At 68.6% G+C, this 17,270-nt stretch carries 18 protein-coding genes; 10 read left to right on the top strand and 8 right to left on the bottom strand.

The genetic code is table 11. The annotated features are described in order from the left end of the window. Nucleotides 1-59 precede the first annotated feature (59 nt). The 3 genes from HL658_RS17705 to HL658_RS17695 form a co-directional block, all read right to left on the bottom strand. Nucleotides 60-1,724 carry a hydantoinase B/oxoprolinase family protein gene (locus tag HL658_RS17705; protein WP_180285029.1) on the bottom strand — a complete coding sequence of 555 codons (1,665 nt, stop codon included), beginning with the start codon at nucleotides 1,722-1,724 and terminating at the stop codon, nucleotides 60-62. 2 nt (nucleotides 1,725-1,726) lie between these two features. Continuing rightward, nucleotides 1,727-3,751, bottom strand: a complete 2,025-nt coding sequence (locus HL658_RS17700; protein WP_180285030.1) for a hydantoinase/oxoprolinase family protein — start codon at nucleotides 3,749-3,751, stop codon at nucleotides 1,727-1,729. A gap of 66 nt (nucleotides 3,752-3,817) precedes the next feature. Further along, on the bottom strand, nucleotides 3,818-5,023 hold the full coding sequence (locus HL658_RS17695) for a saccharopine dehydrogenase family protein (protein ID WP_180285031.1): 1,206 nt from the start codon (nucleotides 5,021-5,023) through the stop codon (nucleotides 3,818-3,820). 135 nt (nucleotides 5,024-5,158) lie between these two features. On the opposite strand from HL658_RS17695, the gene HL658_RS17690 reads away from it, so the two are divergent. The 6 genes from HL658_RS17690 to HL658_RS17665 all read left to right on the top strand — a co-directional run bounded on the left by HL658_RS17690 (nucleotide 5,159) and on the right by HL658_RS17665 (nucleotide 11,019). Continuing rightward, a complete protein-coding gene (locus HL658_RS17690) occupies nucleotides 5,159-6,040 on the top strand; it encodes a LysR substrate-binding domain-containing protein (protein ID WP_180285032.1) in 882 nt (293 codons plus the stop codon). A 693-nt stretch (nucleotides 6,041-6,733) separates the two neighbouring features. Then, a complete protein-coding gene (locus HL658_RS17685) occupies nucleotides 6,734-7,663 on the top strand; it encodes a replication protein RepA (protein WP_180285033.1) in 930 nt (309 codons plus the stop codon). 384 nt (nucleotides 7,664-8,047) lie between these two features. Beyond that, nucleotides 8,048-9,076 (top strand): AAA family ATPase, encoded by a 1,029-nt coding sequence (locus HL658_RS17680; protein ID WP_180285034.1) that lies wholly within the window; start codon nucleotides 8,048-8,050, stop codon nucleotides 9,074-9,076. A gap of 52 nt (nucleotides 9,077-9,128) precedes the next feature. Next, entirely contained in the window at nucleotides 9,129-9,923 is a 795-nt protein-coding gene (locus HL658_RS17675) for a ParB/RepB/Spo0J family partition protein (protein WP_180285035.1), read from the top strand. Between the two features lie 477 nt (nucleotides 9,924-10,400). Next, nucleotides 10,401-10,679 carry a BrnT family toxin gene (locus HL658_RS17670; RefSeq protein WP_246337670.1) on the top strand — a complete coding sequence of 93 codons (279 nt, stop codon included), beginning with the start codon at nucleotides 10,401-10,403 and terminating at the stop codon, nucleotides 10,677-10,679. Beyond that, nucleotides 10,660-11,019 carry a helix-turn-helix domain-containing protein gene (locus HL658_RS17665; protein ID WP_180285036.1) on the top strand — a complete coding sequence of 120 codons (360 nt, stop codon included), beginning with the start codon at nucleotides 10,660-10,662 and terminating at the stop codon, nucleotides 11,017-11,019. The genes HL658_RS17670 and HL658_RS17665 overlap by 20 nt, the downstream gene beginning before the upstream one ends. 122 nt (nucleotides 11,020-11,141) lie before the next feature. Here HL658_RS17665 and HL658_RS17660 read toward each other — a convergent pair whose 3' ends face one another. The 4 genes from HL658_RS17660 to HL658_RS38200 form a co-directional block, all read right to left on the bottom strand. After that, nucleotides 11,142-11,597: a TraB/TrbI/VirB10 family type IV secretion system protein gene (locus HL658_RS17660; protein ID WP_211109775.1), complete on the bottom strand. Its 456-nt coding sequence runs from the start codon at nucleotides 11,595-11,597 to the stop codon at nucleotides 11,142-11,144. Then, on the bottom strand, nucleotides 11,551-12,303 hold the full coding sequence (locus tag HL658_RS17655; RefSeq protein ID WP_180285038.1) for a hypothetical protein: 753 nt from the start codon (nucleotides 12,301-12,303) through the stop codon (nucleotides 11,551-11,553). Before HL658_RS17655 ends, HL658_RS17660 begins: the two co-directional genes overlap by 47 nt. Continuing rightward, nucleotides 12,300-13,025, bottom strand: coding sequence for a P-type conjugative transfer protein TrbG (gene trbG / locus HL658_RS17650; RefSeq protein WP_180285039.1), 726 nt, complete (start codon nucleotides 13,023-13,025; stop codon nucleotides 12,300-12,302). The genes HL658_RS17655 and trbG overlap by 4 nt, the downstream gene beginning before the upstream one ends. Before the next feature lie 114 nt (nucleotides 13,026-13,139). Next, entirely contained in the window at nucleotides 13,140-13,427 is a 288-nt protein-coding gene (locus HL658_RS38200) for a VirB8 family type IV secretion system protein (protein WP_180285040.1), read from the bottom strand. Here HL658_RS38200 and traI point away from each other — a divergent pair. The 4 genes from traI to HL658_RS17630 all read left to right on the top strand — a co-directional run bounded on the left by traI (nucleotide 13,309) and on the right by HL658_RS17630 (nucleotide 15,602). Next, complete coding sequence (gene traI, locus HL658_RS17640) at nucleotides 13,309-14,409, top strand: TraI/MobA(P) family conjugative relaxase (protein ID WP_425485346.1); 1,101 nt, start codon at nucleotides 13,309-13,311, stop codon at nucleotides 14,407-14,409. The two genes, HL658_RS38200 and traI, sit on opposite strands and share 119 nt — an antisense overlap. Before the next feature lie 72 nt (nucleotides 14,410-14,481). Beyond that, nucleotides 14,482-14,691: a hypothetical protein gene (locus tag HL658_RS17635; RefSeq protein ID WP_180285042.1), complete on the top strand. Its 210-nt coding sequence runs from the start codon at nucleotides 14,482-14,484 to the stop codon at nucleotides 14,689-14,691. Between the two features lie 434 nt (nucleotides 14,692-15,125). Beyond that, the gene (gene tnpA / locus HL658_RS37800) at nucleotides 15,126-15,257 is read left to right on the top strand and encodes an IS66 family insertion sequence element accessory protein TnpA (RefSeq protein WP_281378803.1); all 132 of its coding nucleotides are present in this window, start codon (nucleotides 15,126-15,128) and stop codon (nucleotides 15,255-15,257) included. 120 nt (nucleotides 15,258-15,377) lie between these two features. Continuing rightward, the gene (locus HL658_RS17630; protein WP_180285043.1) at nucleotides 15,378-15,602 is read left to right on the top strand and encodes a hypothetical protein; all 225 of its coding nucleotides are present in this window, start codon (nucleotides 15,378-15,380) and stop codon (nucleotides 15,600-15,602) included. A gap of 234 nt (nucleotides 15,603-15,836) precedes the next feature. Here HL658_RS17630 and HL658_RS17625 read toward each other — a convergent pair whose 3' ends face one another. Further along, on the bottom strand, nucleotides 15,837-17,243 hold the full coding sequence (locus HL658_RS17625) for a diaminopimelate decarboxylase family protein (protein ID WP_180285044.1): 1,407 nt from the start codon (nucleotides 17,241-17,243) through the stop codon (nucleotides 15,837-15,839). Nucleotides 17,244-17,270 lie beyond the last annotated feature (27 nt).

The raw sequence follows: 17,270 nt of genomic DNA, 5'->3' as shown, positions 1-17,270 counted from the left end.
CTGAAGCCTCCTTCGTTGTTGCGTTGTCCAGCGCCGGCGGCACGGGGGCCGGCCCCCCGTCAAAAGCCGTAGATCCTGGCGGCCTCCTCGGGGCTGAGGAGCCCCTCCGCGACCTCCCGGGCGACGAGGGCCCGGTCCCGCTTCGCCGGCGGGCCGAAGCCTCCGCCCCCGGCGGTCTCGATGATCAGTCGGTCGCCCTTTCCGAGCGTGGTGTTGCCCTTGGAAGGCAAGTGGATCGGGGTCCCCTCCCGCTCGACGAAGAACCGTGAATGCTGGCCGGGCTGGCCGCCGTGGAGCCCCCAGGGGGCGACCTTGAAGCGGTCGGAGTAGGAGTTGAAGGTGACGCCGTCCTCCAGGATGCGATAGACGCGGCGGGCGCCGAGGCCGCCGCGTCGCTCGCCGGCCCCGGCGGAGTTCCGCCTGAGCGCGTACTCCTCGATGCGCAGGAAGGGGTAGTCGGCCTCCAGGGACTCGACCGGGACGTTCGAGCAGTTGCCGACGTAACCATCGACCACATCGGCCCCGTCCGCCCCCGCCGAGGCTCCCCAGCCGCCGCCGACGACCTCCATGTAGACGTGGTAGCGGTCCTCCGACATGTGCCCGAGGCCGATCGCGTTGGTCGTGTCGTGTCCGGAGGCCAGGACCCGGGTCGGTGCGACCTCGGACATCGCCAGCATGATGGCGTTGTAGACGCGGTGACAGGCGTTGTTCCGGGCCCGCACGGCGACCGGCTGACTCGGGTTGAGGAAGCTGCCGAACGGGACGTGGATGCGTCCGATCGGCCGATAGAGCCCGTCGTTCACCGGAATGTCGCCGCCGCCGAGCATGACGGCCATCGCCCCCAGGGCCGCCGATACCGTGGAGGCGAGGGGCGAGTTGATGATGCCCTTCGTCTGCGGGGCGGACCCGGTGAAATCGATCCCGATGCTGTCGCCGTGTACGGTGATCCTGACGGCGACGCGCAGGGGGCTGTCCGTGAAGCCGTTGTCGTCGACGAAATCCTCGGCCTCGTACACGCCGTCGGGTATCGTCCGGATCGCCTCGCGGGCGAGACGCTCGGAATAGTCCTGCAACTCGGCCGCACCGGCCAGCACCGTCTCCTCGCCGAAGCGCTCCAGCATTTCGACGAAACGCGCCTCGCCGCTGCGGTTCGCGGCGATCTGCGCGTAGATGTCGCCCATGACCTGATCCGGCGGCCGCACGTTGGTCCGGATGAACTGTTCCAGCATGCCGTCGCCGAGATCGCGTGCGATGTCGAAGCGCAGGAGCGGGATGCGGAGCCCTTCCGAGTAGACATCGGAGGCCGAGGCGTTCGGGCCGGCCGCACCGCCGCCGACATCGATGTGATGCCCGAGCGAGGCGCTGAAGGCGACCAGCCTGCCGCCGTGAAAGACAGGCGTGAACAGCACGATGTCGTTCAGGTGCTGCGCGCCGCTGTAGGGATCGTTTGTGATCAGGCCTTCGCCGGGTCCGATCGTCGAGAGATCGAACCGCTTGGCAAAAGCCTCGAAGACCTTGCCGAAGGAGTTCATGTGGATCGGGCAGAACTGGGCCTGGGCGATGATCCGGCCCTGCCTGTCGAGCAGCGAGGTCGAGCAGTCGCGCGCCTCGCGGATGATGGTGGAATAGGCCGAGCGCACGAGCTTCTCGCCCATCTCCTGGGCGATGCCGTGGAGGCCGTTGCTGATGATGTTGAAGGTGGATTGGCTGAGCTTGGCGGACATCGTCAGACCTCCGACGTCAGGATGAGGGCGCCGGTCGCGTCGACCCGCGCCGTCCAGCCCGGCGGGACGAAACTCGTCGCGGTCGGCTCCTCGATGATGGCGGCTCCCTGGAGCGCCGTGCCCGGCGCGAGGTCGGCCCGCCACGCGAAGCGGCACGGTACCGTCCGGCCCTCGAACAGGATCGCGCTCTCCTCGATGCGGGGATTTGCCGCCACGATCCCCGGCCGGGTCAGGGAGCCCATGACGGTGTCGTCGGTGGGTACGGAGGCCGTCAGGCGCAGCGTCACGATCTCGACCATGTCCATGGCCAGGACGACACCGTAGCGGGCCTCGTGCGCCGCCTTGAACCGGGCCTCGACATACCGGCGCCCCTCCGCCGCAAGCCGGTCCAGATCGATGCCCGAGTGCAGCTCGTACCCTTGGCCGACGAACCGCATCTCCAGCTCGTGCTCGAACCGGATGTCCTCCGGGGCGCGGCCAAAGCCGGCGAATTCGGCTTCGGCCTGGGCACGCAGTCGTGCGAAGGCCGCCCCTACTTCCGCGGCCACGGTGTCGGTGACCCGCAGGAACCGGGTCTCACGATAGATGCGCTTGAGATCCGCGACCAGGAGGCCCAATGCCGAGAAGAGGCCCGGATAGGGCGGCACCACGACGCGACGGATCTTCAGCTCGCCCGCCGAGAGCGCCCCCAGCATCGGGCCCATGCCGCCATAGGCGTAGAGCGCATAATCCTTCGGGTCGTGCCCCCGCTGCACCGAGACGAGCCGGATTCCCTGGCTGACATTGGCCGCCCCGATCTCGACCATGGCGCGGGCCATGTCGTCGGGACCCTGGCCGAGGGGAGCGGCCAGATCCGTGAGAGCGGCGGTCGCACGGTCGGGCAGCAGCGTCATGCGGCCCCCGAGGAAGCGATGGGGTCGAATCCAGCCGAGCTGCACCAGCGCGTCGGTCAGTGCCGGCACGGTACCGCCGCGGCCGTAGCAGGCAGGACCGGGCTGCGCCCCTGCCGAGCGGGGACCGACCTGCAACATGCCGCCGGCATCGACCCAGCCGAGGCTTCCCCCGCCGGCCCCGATATTGGCGATGTCGATGCTCGGCAGGCCGACAGGAAGCCCCGCCACCTGGGTCTCCGACGTCACGCTGGGGCGGCCTTGCGCAATCAGGCAGATGTCCGCGCTCGTCCCGCCGACATCGAGGGTGATGACGTCGGCGTCCCCGATGGCCTGCGCCATGCGGGTCGCCCCGATCACGCCCGCGGCGGGGCCGGAGTTCAGCATCTCGACGCCGCGCCCGTGCAGACCTCGGCTGGGCAGGACGCCGCCCGCGGACTGCATCACGAACAGCTTGCCGCCGGGCGCGCCCTCGTCGAGGTGGCGCTCCAGCCGGTGGAGATAGCGGCCGACCAGCGGCACCAGGTACGCGGCCATCGCCGTCGTCGAGGCACGCTCGTACTCGCGGAAGGTCGGCAGTACGTCCGAGGACAGCACGACCGGCAGATCCGGGTGGTGGCGGGTGATGATCTCCCGCACCCGGAGCTCGTGCGCAGGCTCGCGATAGGCGTGCAGCAGGCACACCGCCACCGCCTCGGGCTTCTCCCGCTCGACGAGGCGCGCCATGGTGTCGATCAGGGCCGCTTCGTCGAGAGGCGTCACGGTCTCGCCCCGCACGCCGATCCGCTCGGACGCTTCGACGCAAAGATTGAGCGGCACGAGGGGCTCGGGCTTGCGGCAGGCGATGGCATAGACATTCGGCCGGAGCTGGCGCTGCAACGCCAACACGTCGCGAAAGCCGGCCGTGGTTACGAACGCGGTTCGGCAGCCCTTGCGCTCGATCACCGCGTTGGTCGCCACCGTGGAGCCGTGGAAGAGCTGTTCCAGCCGCGACAGGTCGCGCTCCAGCGCCTCGGACAGCCCGGCGATGACGCCGACCGACGCATCGTGCGGCGTGGACGGCACCTTGTGCGTCTTGACCTCGTCACCTTCGATCCAGATGAGATCGGTGAAGGTGCCACCGACCTCGATCGCCATCTTGACCCGCGGCTCGGATCTTTGCGCCATTTGTGTCATCTGACCTGTTCCTGATCCTTTGCCGCTTCAGCGAATGTCGCCTCGGCCGAGCGGCAGATCGTTGACGACGATGAAGCGGCGTCGCTTCAGCTCCTGGAGGAAGGGGCTGACCTCGAAGTACTCCTCCGGCCCCCAGACGCCGGGGCGCAACGGTGCGTCGCCCATCAGCTGGACCCCGATGGACAGACCCATCGATGTGCCCGCGTCGAGGTACTTGGCGTAGAAGGGGTCCGAGCGGCTCATCACCGCGCAGTTGACCGTCGTCGGGCAGCCGTTCGCCTCGCCATGGCCGACGGCGAGGTGCAACTCCTGCGACGTCGTCTCCGGAATGCTGTGGGAATTCCGCTCGACGTTCCGCCGGATCAGCGCATCGAGGAATCGGCCCGGCGTGACGGCGACGCCGTCGACCGTCAGCGGGTCGTCGAAGCCGCCGAACCCGGCCTTCACGAGGCCCGTCCAGGCCTCGTGCTCGCGATCGGGCAGATGGAGCTTCCAGGTGAACTCGCGGATGCCCTTCTCGCGGATACCGTCCGCGAACGGAACGGTGAGCGGCTCGGAATGCTGGGTGAACATGAACTCCGTCGGGCCGAACGGATCGGGCAGGTGGAGCACCTCGCGACCCGACCGGGGCGGCATTTCCCGCAGCTCGCCCCCGATGAATTGCTGCGAGGGGTTGGCGTATTCCGCGAGAACGGTCGAGACGGCATAGGGTGGTTCGAGCACAGGGCTCTCGGCGCCGAACTTCTTCGCAGCCCAATACAGGTTTATGGCGTCGATCCGGTCGAGCCGTTCCGCCACGGCCTTGCAGATGACGTTCGAAACACCAGGGTCGGCGCCGAGTCCGAGAACCGCCGTCACCCCGGCCTCTTGCCAGCGGGCGTGGTGGGCCTTCTGCCGAACCGTGAAGACCCCCATGCCGCCAAAGTCGACATAGGCCACGCGCGCATCGAAGCAGGCCTCGAAGATCGCCATCTGGTGACCGGCGAAGGTCGGCACGGCATTGATGCAGAGATCCCTGCCCTCGAGAGCGTCGCGCAGAGCGCGCCGATCCGAGACGTCGAGCATGCGGGCACCGAGGCGGGTGTCTCCAAGCTCGGTGACCAACGCATCGGCCTTCTGGAATGACGTGTCGGCCACAACGATGTCGATGACGTTTCGAGAATAGGGTGCGACCAGGTCACGGACTGTGCCGCTTGCCATGCCGCCTGCGCCTCCCAGGACCAGGATCTTCATCGCGCCCACCGACCTCCGCAATTGTGGCAGCACCAATAGGACCGTTGCACATTATTAACATCGATACTTGAATTGACCTGAGCGAATAAAAATAGTATAATTCGTCAATTCATTTGACGAATTGGGCGATCGCTCATGAAAACTCCCAGCCAAAATCTGACGGCTCTTCGCTCCTTTCACGCCATGGTGTCAGCGGGTGGCATCGCGGCGGCGGCCAAGGCGCTCAATGTCACGCCGGGGGCGATCCGACATCAGTTGCGGCAGTTGGAGCAGGAGGTCGGGCAGTCACTGTTCGTTCGCAGCAAGCGTGATCTCACGCTGACGGCGGCTGGGACCAAGTTGTTCGAGTCGGTCGGACGCGCCTTCGCGGATATTGCATCCGTGTGCCGGGACCTCAGTGCCACGGATGTCAAAGGCGAGCTTCGCGTCTCCTGTGCGCCCGCGTTCGCGGCGCTTCGCCTGATGAGGGTGATCGACGCCTTCGCTCAGAGCTTCCCGTTCATGAGCGTTCGCCTGTATCAAATGGATCAGGCGGACGGTACGATGGATGTCGTGATCGCGTATGGCGAGTGCTCCGCCCCGGGCACGCGGATCGCCATTCTTCGCGATGAGGTCTACTTCCCGGTCTGCAGCCCCGCGCTTGCCTACCAATGCGAGGTCACGAAGCCGGAATCGCTTTCAGGCCTCGTGGGACTGCATGCCCGTGACCGGACGGATTGGTCACGCCTGTTGGGAGCCTCCTCGAAGCGCCCCATACACTTCCGTCAGGAGGTGATCCTGCCAGACGCGCACCTGTCCATCCAGGCCGCTCGCGAAGGACTGGGCATCGCGGTCGGTACCTCGATCCTCTGTGCCGAAGATCTGCGGCGTGGCACGTTGGTCCGACCGATCGGCATCGAGGTGCCGGCGCCCAACCCGTACTTCATCATCCAACCGGATGTGGGCCGAAGCCATGCAGTGGAAGCCTTCGTCGCGATGCTGCTCGATCAGGTCGAAGCCGTGCCCGCGGAACGGTGAGTGACGCTGATTAACATCACAGTTGCGATGAAGCATGAGCATCAGGCGAGCGCCGCGGAAGTGGTGCCGCGCTGCGCCCCTACGGGGCTCCGCTCCGCCCCACCCCCGGCGGCAATCTCCCCGCCATTCTAGCCAACCGTCAGGTTTAGTCTAAACTTCTGCAGCTGACTGGGGGCATCGGTGAAGTCTGCGATACCACCAATCTCTTCGGTGCCCCACAACCGGCCGTCCGCATGACCTGCGCCGATAATCCGTGTGAACTGATGGTCCACATATTCAAGAACCCTGAGGGATGGCTCCTTCAAGAACCCTGACGGATGGCTCCGGACGACCGGATGGGCCGTCAGGGCCGCTCTCGTCGCCATGGCTCGGACGCACCTCGTCACCCTTGTACTTTCGCGACCGGGCCGTTCCCAGCCGCATGTCCGATTCGCGATCAGGAACCCTTGTACTTTCGCGACCGGACCCATCATCCACACCCCGGACCTTGTACTCCTGCGACGGACCCGTGTACTTTCGCGACCGTTGCAAACCGGCGACTCGACCCGACTCGGGCTTATCCACTGTACTTTGGCGACCAAGCAACTAGAAGAGATTACAAATAACCTTCAATTAGGAAGGTCGCGAAAGTACAAGTTGCCCTGTGGATAACACCGTTGCACGATCCCAGCACTGAAGCGCCGGAGACTTCCCATGGGCAACGTCCACGAATTGATCGCTCGACATGGTGTGAACGCTGCCCGCGCGCTCGTGTCAGCCGGTGAACGGCGTCTGGTCGACGTGGCTGCCCAGGCACTGGCCAACGAGAGCCGGGCGTTGGGCATCACCTACGCCGGCTTCTGCCTGACGAGCCTGCCGCACAACGCGCTTCCGGACGATGAGGTCTGGCGCCGGGCCGGCCACAAGGTGCGCCTGATCATCGAACCCGGCCGTTTGCCGACCCCCGGCGGCGGCGATCGCCTTTATGGCGTTCCCTACGGCTCCCGGGCACGACTGATTCTGATCTATCTTCAAACCCGCGCGATCCAAACCGGGTCGGCGGAAGTGGAACTCGGCTCGAGCATGCGCGACTGGTTGGGCCGCATGGGTGTATCGGTCGGTGGAAAGCAATACAAGGACGTCCGGGAACAGGCGGCCCGAATCAGCGCCTGCCACTTGACCTTCGTATGGGACGACGATGGTCGCCGGGCTCAATTCGCCAAGGACAGCATCGTCAAGGGTGGCATCCAGCTTTACGAGGCGGAGGAAGATCAGCCTCGGCTATGGGTCGACACGGTCCGGCTGTCCGACAGTTTCTTCAAGGCTTTGCGGGAGCACCCGGTGCCTGTTTGGGAGCCGGCCATGAAGCTCATCGCGAACAAGAGCCTGGCGATCGACATCTACGTTTGGCTCGCTTACCGCCTGCATGTGCTGGAACGGGCAACCCCGATCACCTGGGCGGCTCTGTACCAGCAGTTCGGCTTCAGCTATGCCACCATGAAGCACTTCAAGCCGCGCTTTGTCGAGGCCCTGAAGATGGCGCTGGCCGTCTATCCCGATGCACGGGTTGGAGTCGACGAAACCGGGATCGTCATGAACCCGTCACCCCCACCGATCCCGGAACGCCGCGTGATCGCCCGCTGAGGGCGTGTACTTTCGCGACCAGGGCGACAACACCGGTTCGAAGTCACGCGCGACATCCGGTATGACCTACGACTGTCACCCGCCGGTCGACACCGTTGCTCCCCTGCCCTTCGCCCGGTTTATGGACACCGATCCGACAGCCTACGCGCGACCGACCGGCCTTGGCGACGGCATCACCATCGGTGATCGATCCGCGTAACGGGAAGACGCGGGAACACGCCGTTTCCTCCCGGCCGGCGGCGGCGTGTTCCCCCGCCGGTAGGCCGCGGTCAGGCCGGTGCGGGAGAGCACCAGCCAGCAACGATCCGGCACCGCAACTTGATGCCGTTGACGGTCTTGTATCAACCCAATAGGATCCCTCGCCATCTTCTATGGGGAACCAGCATGGACGGCAATCAGATGAGGGCCATCCGCGAGGCCAGGGGGTTGAATCAGCCCGACTTCGCCGCGTGGCTGAACGGGCTCCTGTCCCGCAGGTACGACGGCGCGAAGATCAGCCGGTGGGAAACGGAACGGGAGAAGATCCCACGGGAGATCGAGGGCACATTGCTCATCGCCTCGCTTGGAGGGCGCAAGGACGTCGGCACGTCGGGCAGGCCGCTCGTGGTGTCCACAACCCTGACAAAAGGCGGCAGCGCGAAGTCGGAATCCGCCGTCTGCATCGCCTACATCCTGGCCCGCGCCGGTTACAGGACTCTCCTGGTGGATGCGGACAGCCAGGCCAACGCCTCAGTCCATGTCGGCCTCGACAAGGAGCGGCTGGTCGCCCTGACGAAGGCTCAGCGGACGCTGGCCGACGTGATCCTCGACCGCACGCCCGCAGTCGACGCGATCGTTCCCGTCGAGCAGGTTGCTTATCTCGACATACTGCCGTCGAGCATTGCCCTGGCGCGGGCCGAGAGCGAGTTGAACGGCCAGCAATTCGGGCGTCTGGCCCGCCTCTCCGAAGTGATCCGGAGCGTCTCCGGCCGGTACGCGTTCGTGATCATCGACTGCGCTCCTGCCATCGGAACCGTGACGCTCAACGCCCTGGTGGCGGCCGACTACGTGCTGATGCCATGCCAGACGGAGTCTTTCGCGGTGATGGCTGTGGAGGATCTGGTCCAGGAGACGATCAACGCGCTGCGCAAGCGCGAGAACCCGCGCCTCAAGGTTCTCGGCATCCTGCCGACCCTGTACAACGCTCGCCAGACCCAGGACCGAGCCTCGCTCGACGAGATTCGTGATCTGTGGGGGCAGCATTTCAAAGTGTACGAGCCCGTGCCGCGCAGCGCCATCTACGCCCAGGCGTCCGCCGCGCAGACCATCACCCTGGCCGCCGACCCCGGAGCGCCGGGCATGGAGAGCTACATAGAAATCGCCAAGGACCTGATCGGGGCCGCCGAGCGCATGGAGACCGCGGATGCCGCCTAGACTTGCACGGAAGCCGACCAAGCTCGGTGCCTACGACCAGGGGGGAATCGGGGTGGTCGACGGCCTCACCGGTGTGTCGGGGAACTTCCCCCGGCTGATCGAGGCCGACATCGATAGCATCCGTGACAACCCCGACCAGCCGCGGACTGTGTTCGACGAGGAGGCTCTCAACGCCCTGGCCGACTCCATCGAGCGCTACGGACTTCAGCAGCCGATCCTCATCGCCGAGTTGCCGGAGCGCGGCACCTACCGGCTGGTGGCCGGGGAGCGGCGCCTGCGGGCGCACCAAAGGCTCGGGCGCAAGACGATCTATGCGATCATCACCACGGGCAAGCCCGAAGAGATCACCATCATCGAGAACGTCCTCCGCGAGGATCTCGACGCGGTGGATTTCGCTAGGGGTCTGGAGCGCCTGATCGAAACCCACGGCTACACGCACGAAGCCCTCGGCGCCGTGATCGGCAAGGACGCCACGGTCGTCACCAAGGCCCTCACGGTTCTGCGCCTGCCATCCGACATCCTGGCGGACTATCAGACAAACCGTGCCCGTGCGGTCAGCGCCAGCGTTCTTCGCGAGATCGCCGAGACGGGGAACGAGGACACCCAACGACGGCTATGGAAGCGGGCGTCGCAAGGGCTGACGGTCCAACAGCTGCGCGCCGCGAAGAAGGCCGAAGCGACGGGTGAGCCCGGCAACGCCGAGACGCTCGCCGTCGCCAAGTCCATCAAGGCCATCGGCCGCGCAATCGAGAAGCTCAAGGCGAACGGCTCCCCCCTCCCGAACATCCATCGCAGCCGCCTCGCCGAGCTGCACGCGGAGATCGGCCATCTGTTGGCCGACGGCTGACGCCAACCCTGTGACGTCACAGATCGTCCCATGGTTGTTCGCATATGCAACCTGTCGGCGACCTGCGATGTCACAGCGGGAGCATCCGGTACCTGACTGCCCCGCCCCGCCCTCGACAAGCATGCGCCCCGTTAAAGCAAACCAACGATCGTCCGAGCCGATAGCAAGTGCCTCCAAGCCGGCCATACTTGCGAGCCTGTCGGCGTCATCACCCTCCCCGGCCGGCACGAGATTTCCCAAGAGCTCGAGCAACGCCGCCACGCGGCCTTGTGGCCGTGGTCGTTGGTGGCCGCTCCATCATCCCTGGACAGCGGGCCTGGACGGCGGGCGGTGCAAGGCATCAGCCATGTCTTGGCCATCATGGTCGGTCGCAATCGTCGATTGGACGAGCCTGCGGCCGGGGGCAACGAGGGAGAGAACCGCCGTCAGCGGCGTTGACTGCTGCTGAGGCAGTCCCCTAGCATGCCCCCATGATCGTTGGTTTCGACCAGAGGAAAAACGAACCGAACGAGCGGGAGCGCGGATTCCGCTTTCTGTTCGCCGCTCGGATTTTTCTGGGAAGCACCAGAGCGTCCGGACATTCGCCGGGACTACGGCGAGGAGAGGATCATAGCCATCGGCCGGATCGGATCGGACGTCCTGAGCGTTGTCTACACATGGCGCACCGACGAGGACGGCACCGCCATGCGTTGGATCATCTCGGCCCAGCTGGCGAGCCGAGGGGAACGGAGGGTCTATGCCGCGTTTTTCCCTTGATGATGCGAGGACCTCACAGCCGGTCGATTGGGCGATGATGTCCGCAACCTCCGAAGACGACATCCGCCGTCAGATCGACATGGATCCGGACACCGCACCGGATCTGGGCGACACCCCGGCGTGCGAGTTCTCCGTCCGCCATCCCGCACCGGATGTCCGTGCCTTGCGCATCCGATTGGGCCTGGCCCAGGAGCAGTTCGCCAGCCAGTTCGGCGTGAACCTCTGGACCCTGCGGGACAGGGAACATCACCGCCTCGAGCCGAACGGGCCGGCGCGCACGCTGCTCACCGTGATCGTTCGCAACCCGGACGCCGTAGGTCGAGCGTTGTCCGCGGAGTAGGCCGAAGCGGACGCGGCACACGCCCGCGACAGCCGAAACCGCGGGTGAGCGGGAGCCGGCAGGGCGCCGGGCTTGCTGTGCCGGGTTCCTCCGGCTCTCCTCGTCCGCGCTGCCGCGCTCCCTCACCGAGCCGACGCCGGGACCCCAGGCCGCGGCGGGCGTACTCGCTGCCGAGCCGGTCCAGCTGCTGGCCGAGCGCCCCCGCCGCGATCTGCTGGCTGTCGTAGGTGCTGCCGCCGCGCGTCTGCGGATGGGACAGCTGCACCCCCGGCCGAAAACACCGACAGCAGGAGCACGTTGCCGATGACCCGGCCGACATGGTTGTTCACACGGTCGCTCAGGCCGCCATAGCCGCCCTGGTCGGCGCCGGGCATGCCGCCCAGCTCCAGGGTCGAGGCATCGGGGAACACCAGCCGGGTCCACGCGACTTCCACCCGCTCCCGTCCCGGCGTGACCCGGCTGTCGTAGCGGCCCACGAGCCGCGCGCCTTGCGGGATCAGCAGGCGCCGGCCGGTCGCGGTGTCGTAGACGTTATGACGCACCTGCGCCACCAGCGTGCCGGGAAGGTCGCTGGACACGCCGCCGATCATCACCCCGGGGATGACACCGCCGGCCTTCAGCTAAGACCGAGCGCGGCGGCTCGCGCGTCTCGTTCAGGTACGGCGTCTCCGGCCCATCCCGCGGGCCCGACAGGTCCACCGCATCCCCCTGCCCCTCCCCTCCCGACCGGCCGGCCCCGCCCGAGCCGCCGGCCAGCGCCTCTAGGCCGACCGCGGTCGCGCGCGCGCCGACCTGCGGGCCCGCCAGCGCCGCGAACCCGCCCCCACCCTTCCCCGCCGGCACCGTGGTTTCCGCCGTCAGCGCCGAGGCCAGCGCCCGGCGGTGCTCCTCCTCGACCCGCGCCCGCTCCGCGTCGTGGCGCTCCCAGGCCCGGCGCAGCGCCTCGGCCACCTCCGCGTCCGGTGCCGTGGCCGCAGCCACGACGGCCGGCACGGCCGGAGGCGGCGGCTCGCGCGCGAGGGCTTCCGGAGCCGGCGGGCGGAGGGCGGGAATGACGCCGGCGTCGGGAGCGCCGCGCAGCGGCGGCGGCTCGGCCGGCTCGAGCGCCCTCGCCTCCCGCCCCGCCTCGGCGCGCTGGCGCTCCAGGCGGTCGTGGTAGGTGTAGCCGATGGCGCCCACCATCAGCGCCACCAGCCCCAGCGCCACGTAGAGCGGCACCCGGGTCACCCGCCGGCCGCCGCGTTGCGGCTCCAGCCCGTCGGGCGTGTGCGCTGGGTCCATCATTCCGGCAGTGCCTCGCGCACGGTGAAGGGCGAGCCGGCCGACAGGGCACCGCGCCGTGAGCGCGCGTACCAGCGGCCGGCCACCGCCCCGCCGAACTCGAAGCGCACCAGGGCGGCGTGGCGCAGCACGGTGTCCACCACGAAGCGCTCGCCGGTGAGGCGATAGTTCACCAGCTGCTCGCGCGCGTCCGAGCCGATCGCCACCAGCGCCGGCGCCTCGTCGTGGCGCATGGCCGGCGGGACCTGCACGTAGGTGCGCACACCGTCGGTGTAGACCCTGAGCGGCCGCCAGGACGGGCGGTCGACGCTGACCCGGAAGCCGAAGTCGAGGTCCGCCGGGTCGAGCCCGCTCAGGCCGTCGGCCGCCTCCGCCTCGCGCCCGGGTGCGGCGCGGTAGGCCTTCCAGGCGGCGTGCTCGTCCTCGGGGTAGGCGAAGGCCACCACCGGAATCCAGTCCTTGGTCCGGCTGACGAGCGGGACGACGTAGAGGCGGCGGTCGGTGGCCACCGTCATGCTGGTGGTGAGCCCGCTGTCCGACGGCTTCACCACCACCGCCGAGGTGGCCGCGGCACCGCTGCCGAAGACGGTCGGCGTCACCTTCCAGCGCACCGGATCGCCGGGGTCGATCTGTGCGATGGTCTCGCCGGGATCCAGGCGCAGGCTGCAGGCGCGCAGCGGTGCACAGACCACCGAGGGCAGGGTGGCGCCGTAGGCGAAGACCACCGCCCCGTCGGCGCCGCCGTGCGGGGGTGCCGGGGCCGGTCATCCAGCGCCCGGCCAGCGCCATGCCGTGGCGCTCCTTGGCGCTCAGCGCCGCCTCGAGGCCCGACAGCGGGCTCACCGGCGGCGGCGGACTGGTGCGCGCGGGTGTGGGCTCGAGCGCCGGCACGGCCTGCGCCGCGGCCGGGGCGGGCAGGACGAGGAGCGGCAGCAGACAGGCGAGGGCAGGGGGTCTCCGGAGAGGCGCTGCGACCATCCGAAGGCGGTGACGTAGAGGCCCATGGGGTTGCGCAGCAGGGTGGCCTCGTCGGCGGGCGGAACCTGGAAGACGGTGTCGGTGGCCTGCCAGTCCTGGGCGGTGACGGGGGCGCCGTCGCGGGTGCGGCGCGTCTCGCGCCACGCCATCCGCCTGCGCTACCACCTCGTGGTGTCGTTTCCGGCCGGCGAGCGGCCGACCCGCGCCCATCTGGAGGACGTCGAGGAAACGCTGTGCGACGGGCTGGGGTTCGCCGGCCACCAGCGCCTGTCGGCGGTGCACACCGACACCGGCCACCTCCACGTCCACATCGCCATCGACCGCGTCCATCCCGTGACGCTGCGCGCGGTCGAGCCCTACTACGACCACCCGAAGCTGGCGGAACTCTGCGGCGTCCTGGAGGCCCGCCATGGGCTGACGCCCAACAACCACATGGAGACCGGGCGCGCAGCGGGGCCGCGCACCCCCGACGGGGTGGCGGCGCTGGAGGCGCGCCGCGGCGAGCGGTCCCTGCAGGGTTGGATCCGCAAAACCGCCGGAGCGGCGCTCACGGCGTGCCGCGAGCAGGGCAGGGGGTGGGCGGACCTGCACCGTGCGCTGGCGCGCTACGGGTTGGAGATCTGCCCCCGTGGGGCCGGGCTGGCGAATGCCGACACCGGAAGCGGCTTGGCGGTGCGGGCGAGTGCCGTGGACCGCGGGCTGTCGATGGCGGCGCTTACCGGGCGCTGGGGGGCCTATGCGCCGCCCACGGGCGTCCATCCCGAACCGGAGAGGCGTTACCGCCCGCAGCCGCTGCACGCGCACCCGGCAGCCGACGACCTCCACGCCCGGTACCGGCGGGAGCGCGACCAGGCCCTGGCGGCCCGGCGCTCGGCGCTGGCCGACCTGCGCGCGCGGCACGCCGCGTACCAGCGCGATCTCGCCGGCTGGTACCGGGACCGGCACCAGGAACTGCGGCGCGACCGTCGGCTGACGCCGCGGGAACGGCGGCGGGCCCGGCTGGAGCGCAGCGGCACCACGCAGTCGCACATCTGCGACGTCGAGGGCGCCCAATACAGCCCCATCGTCGACACTATGGCCCGCTTGGCCGAAGCGGTGGGCGTGCCGCTGCACGAGATGCTGAAACCCTGATGCCCGCGATGGCCCTGCGGGCGTAGCATCGGGTCCGGGCGCGCGGTGGGTGGCCCGGCAGGGAAGTTGGGCATGTTCATCGTCAGCGAACACGAAGCGGCGCTGATCCAGGCCGCGTGGCACTGGGGAGGCGAGCTGGCCGCGGTGGCCGAGCTGCGCCGGGTGTTCCCCATCTTCCAGGGCAACGAGCGCGCCGCCGATGCAGTGCGCATGATCGCCGGCTGGCGGTCCGCGGGTTGGCGCACGGGGCCGGACCATCCGGATCCGCCATCCTCAAGCTGATTGGAGGCGGATCCGCAGACCGGGGTCCGGCAGGCGCCGTGGAAGCGGGCTCCATGGCACGATGCGGGTCTCTACTCCGGCAAGGCCTCTGGCGGAGTCCGAGCGCAGGCGATCGACGGCGTCCAGGAAGGCGGCTGCCGTGGACGGACCGGGGCAGTGCAGCAGCACCCCGCCGCCATCGGTCAGCGTCACCCATCGCGGAGGCTCCAGGTGCGCGGAGGGGGCTAACGGAAGCGTGATCACGACGCCGCCGGTCACGGCATCGAACCCGATCACCCGCCGCTCGTGACGCATGTCCAGCCAGCACCAGCCGTGCAGCTGGCGGGGAATGGCGAGGTCGGGAGGAACGTAAGCGGCATCGGCTCCTCACGTGGCCGGCAAGGCGTTGAGGTCGGTAGTCTCCCGCACGTGCAGATGATCAGCGGGAGGCGAGGATGGGATCCATGGCGGCGGGCTCGGGCACGTCGTTCTGGCGGGGCCACGTTGAGGCGTGGCGGGCGAGTGGGCAGAGCGGCGGCGACCACTGCGCGGCGCAGGGGCTGTCGCGCAAGTCCTTCGGCTGGTAGGCGTGGCGGCTCGATCGCGAGCGCCGGCCGGCGGAGACGGGAGGCCAGGCCGGGCGTTTCCTTCGGGACGAGATCGCCGAGATCGGCCCGGCAACGGAGGAGCCGGATGTCGCCTCGGCGGTGGACGACCGCATCGAGATCGCCTTGCCCGATGGCGCCGCGGTGCGGGTCGGCGCCGGCTTCGATGCCGCGGGTCCTGCAGGTGCTCGGGCGATGATCGCGCCGCCGCCCAGAGTGCGGGTGCTGATCTGGTCGGAGCCGGTCGATTTCCGGCGCGGCATGGACAGCTTGGCCGCCCTGGTGCACGCGCGATACCCAGCCCGCCGCAACGTGGGGCGCCGATGAAGCTTACCCATCACCCGCGACGTACGCGGCGAGGTCCGCCTCGTCGAACGCGCTTGTGGCCTCGGCCCCTGTGCGCTTGCCGAGGCCGTGCAGTTCGTCACCACGCGACGCGAGTTCCAGGCCGCTTGACCCCGGCAGTGATGCCGGCGACCGGCTTCAGGTACCCTCGTCCAGACTTTGCAACAGCGCCCTCATCACAACTTTCTGGTGATGCCAAGTCTGAGCAGCATCCGCTCAGCCGGCGGAGCGCAGGCGGTCGGGGATGCGGTGCAGGCGGAACACGTCCTCCACCGTCTCGCGCAGCTTGATCAGCTCGGCCGTGCCCTGGTTGACCAGCACGGTTGCCGGGCGGGGCAGGCCGTTGAACTGGGTCGACGCCGTCTCCGAGTACATCCCGGTGTCGAGCATCGCGACTGCATCACCGGGAGCGAGGATCGGCAACTGGCGGGAGGCGGCGAACACCGAGGGGATGCAGGTGACGCCAACCACGCTGGCCTCCTCCTCGTAGGGCCGGCGCATCCCGGTCGCCGGCAGGACGTGGTAGTGGCTGCCGCTGGTCTCGATCCGCATGAGCTGATTGGTGCTGGCATCCAGGTTGACCCAGACATGGCCGAGGTCGCGCTTGACCGTCCCGACCGTCGCGAGAAGCACGCCGGCGTTGCCGATGATGTAGCGGCCGGGCTCCATCCACAGGGCGGGGATCGGCCGTCCGGCCGTCTCCAGCGCGCGCAGCAGCGCGCTGCACACGATCCCGGCGAAACCGTCAAGGTCGAGCGGGTTGAGTGCTCCGCTGCGGCTTTCCGGCTCGCGTCGCCGCGGAATTCCGCCACCGATGTCGAGGATCTCAGGCCAGTAGCCGGTGCGGGCGTGGAGAGCGACGACCATCTCGCCCAGGGTGCGGTACAGGATTCCGATCGGCTCCGGGTGGTTGGAGAAGCGGCCGACGTGCCAGCTGAAGCCGGCGTGGTGCAGCTCGGGCATTCCTGCCATCCGCCGCACCAGCGCCGCGGCGGCATCGAGCGAGAAGCCCCATTTGCTGGCGACCATCCGGTCGTGCAGGCCTTCGGCCTCGCTGACGCCGAAATAATCGCTGCCCACGGTGCGGAAGGCGTCGTTGGTCACCTTGAGCCGCAGGTTGACCCGCGCCCGTACGCCACGCGTACGGGCCGCCGCCGCGATCTTGTCGATCTCGTCCTCGGCGTCGATGTTGATGGTGACGCCGCGGTCGAACGCCGCCCCGATCTCCTGCTCGCTCTTCAGGCTGCCGTTCATGGCGATGAGTGCCGGGTCGGCGCCGGCGAGGAAGGTGGCGTGCAGTTCCCCGGCGCCGAAGCAGTCGCCGCCGCCACCTTCCGCATGAACGATCGCCCGGACCGCAAGGTTGTTGTTGGCCTTGATCGCGTACATGACGTTGACCGGCTGCGGCCAGCGGCTGCCGAAGGCGCGGAAGACGTCGCGGATGTTCCGCCGCAGCGTCGTCTCGGAGATCACGTACAGCGGCGAGCCGAACTCCCGCAGCAGCGTGTCGGCCGCCACCCCGTCGATGGTCAGCGAGCCGCCGGCGTCGATGTCCAGCGTGTCGCTGTCGACGCGCAGACGCGTCAGCTCCTCTGCCGCGTTGTTAGGGGTCTTGTCGTGCATCGTCCTCTGTTCCTTGCTTGGTGTGCG

The sequence above is a fragment of the Azospirillum oleiclasticum genome (assembly GCF_013423485.1).
GTDB lineage: Bacteria > Pseudomonadota > Alphaproteobacteria > Azospirillales > Azospirillaceae > Azospirillum > Azospirillum oleiclasticum.
The sequence above is the reverse complement of the archived record's forward strand: the minus strand, read 5'-3'. Positions and strand labels throughout refer to the sequence as shown.

Bases quoted from the DNA above. Each gene is read 5' to 3' on its own strand.
- HL658_RS17705 (WP_180285029.1), bottom strand. From the start codon at position 1,724: ATGTCCGCCAAGCTCAGCCAATCCACCTTCAACATCATCAGCAACGGC.
- HL658_RS17700 (WP_180285030.1), bottom strand. From the start codon at position 3,751: ATGGCGATCGAGGTCGGTGGCACCTTCACCGATCTCATCTGGATCGAA.
- HL658_RS17695 (WP_180285031.1), bottom strand. From the start codon at position 5,023: ATGAAGATCCTGGTCCTGGGAGGCGCAGGCGGCATGGCAAGCGGCACA.
- HL658_RS17690 (WP_180285032.1), top strand. From the start codon at position 5,159: ATGAAAACTCCCAGCCAAAATCTGACGGCTCTTCGCTCCTTTCACGCC.
- HL658_RS17685 (WP_180285033.1), top strand. From the start codon at position 6,734: ATGGGCAACGTCCACGAATTGATCGCTCGACATGGTGTGAACGCTGCC.
- HL658_RS17680 (WP_180285034.1), top strand. From the start codon at position 8,048: ATGGACGGCAATCAGATGAGGGCCATCCGCGAGGCCAGGGGGTTGAAT.
- HL658_RS17665 (WP_180285036.1), top strand. From the start codon at position 10,660: ATGCCGCGTTTTTCCCTTGATGATGCGAGGACCTCACAGCCGGTCGAT.
- HL658_RS17655 (WP_180285038.1), bottom strand. From the start codon at position 12,303: ATGATGGACCCAGCGCACACGCCCGACGGGCTGGAGCCGCAACGCGGC.
- HL658_RS38200 (WP_180285040.1), bottom strand. From the start codon at position 13,427: ATGGCGTGGCGCGAGACGCGCCGCACCCGCGACGGCGCCCCCGTCACC.
- HL658_RS17635 (WP_180285042.1), top strand. From the start codon at position 14,482: ATGTTCATCGTCAGCGAACACGAAGCGGCGCTGATCCAGGCCGCGTGG.
- tnpA (WP_281378803.1), top strand. From the start codon at position 15,126: ATGGGATCCATGGCGGCGGGCTCGGGCACGTCGTTCTGGCGGGGCCAC.
- HL658_RS17625 (WP_180285044.1), bottom strand. From the start codon at position 17,243: ATGCACGACAAGACCCCTAACAACGCGGCAGAGGAGCTGACGCGTCTG.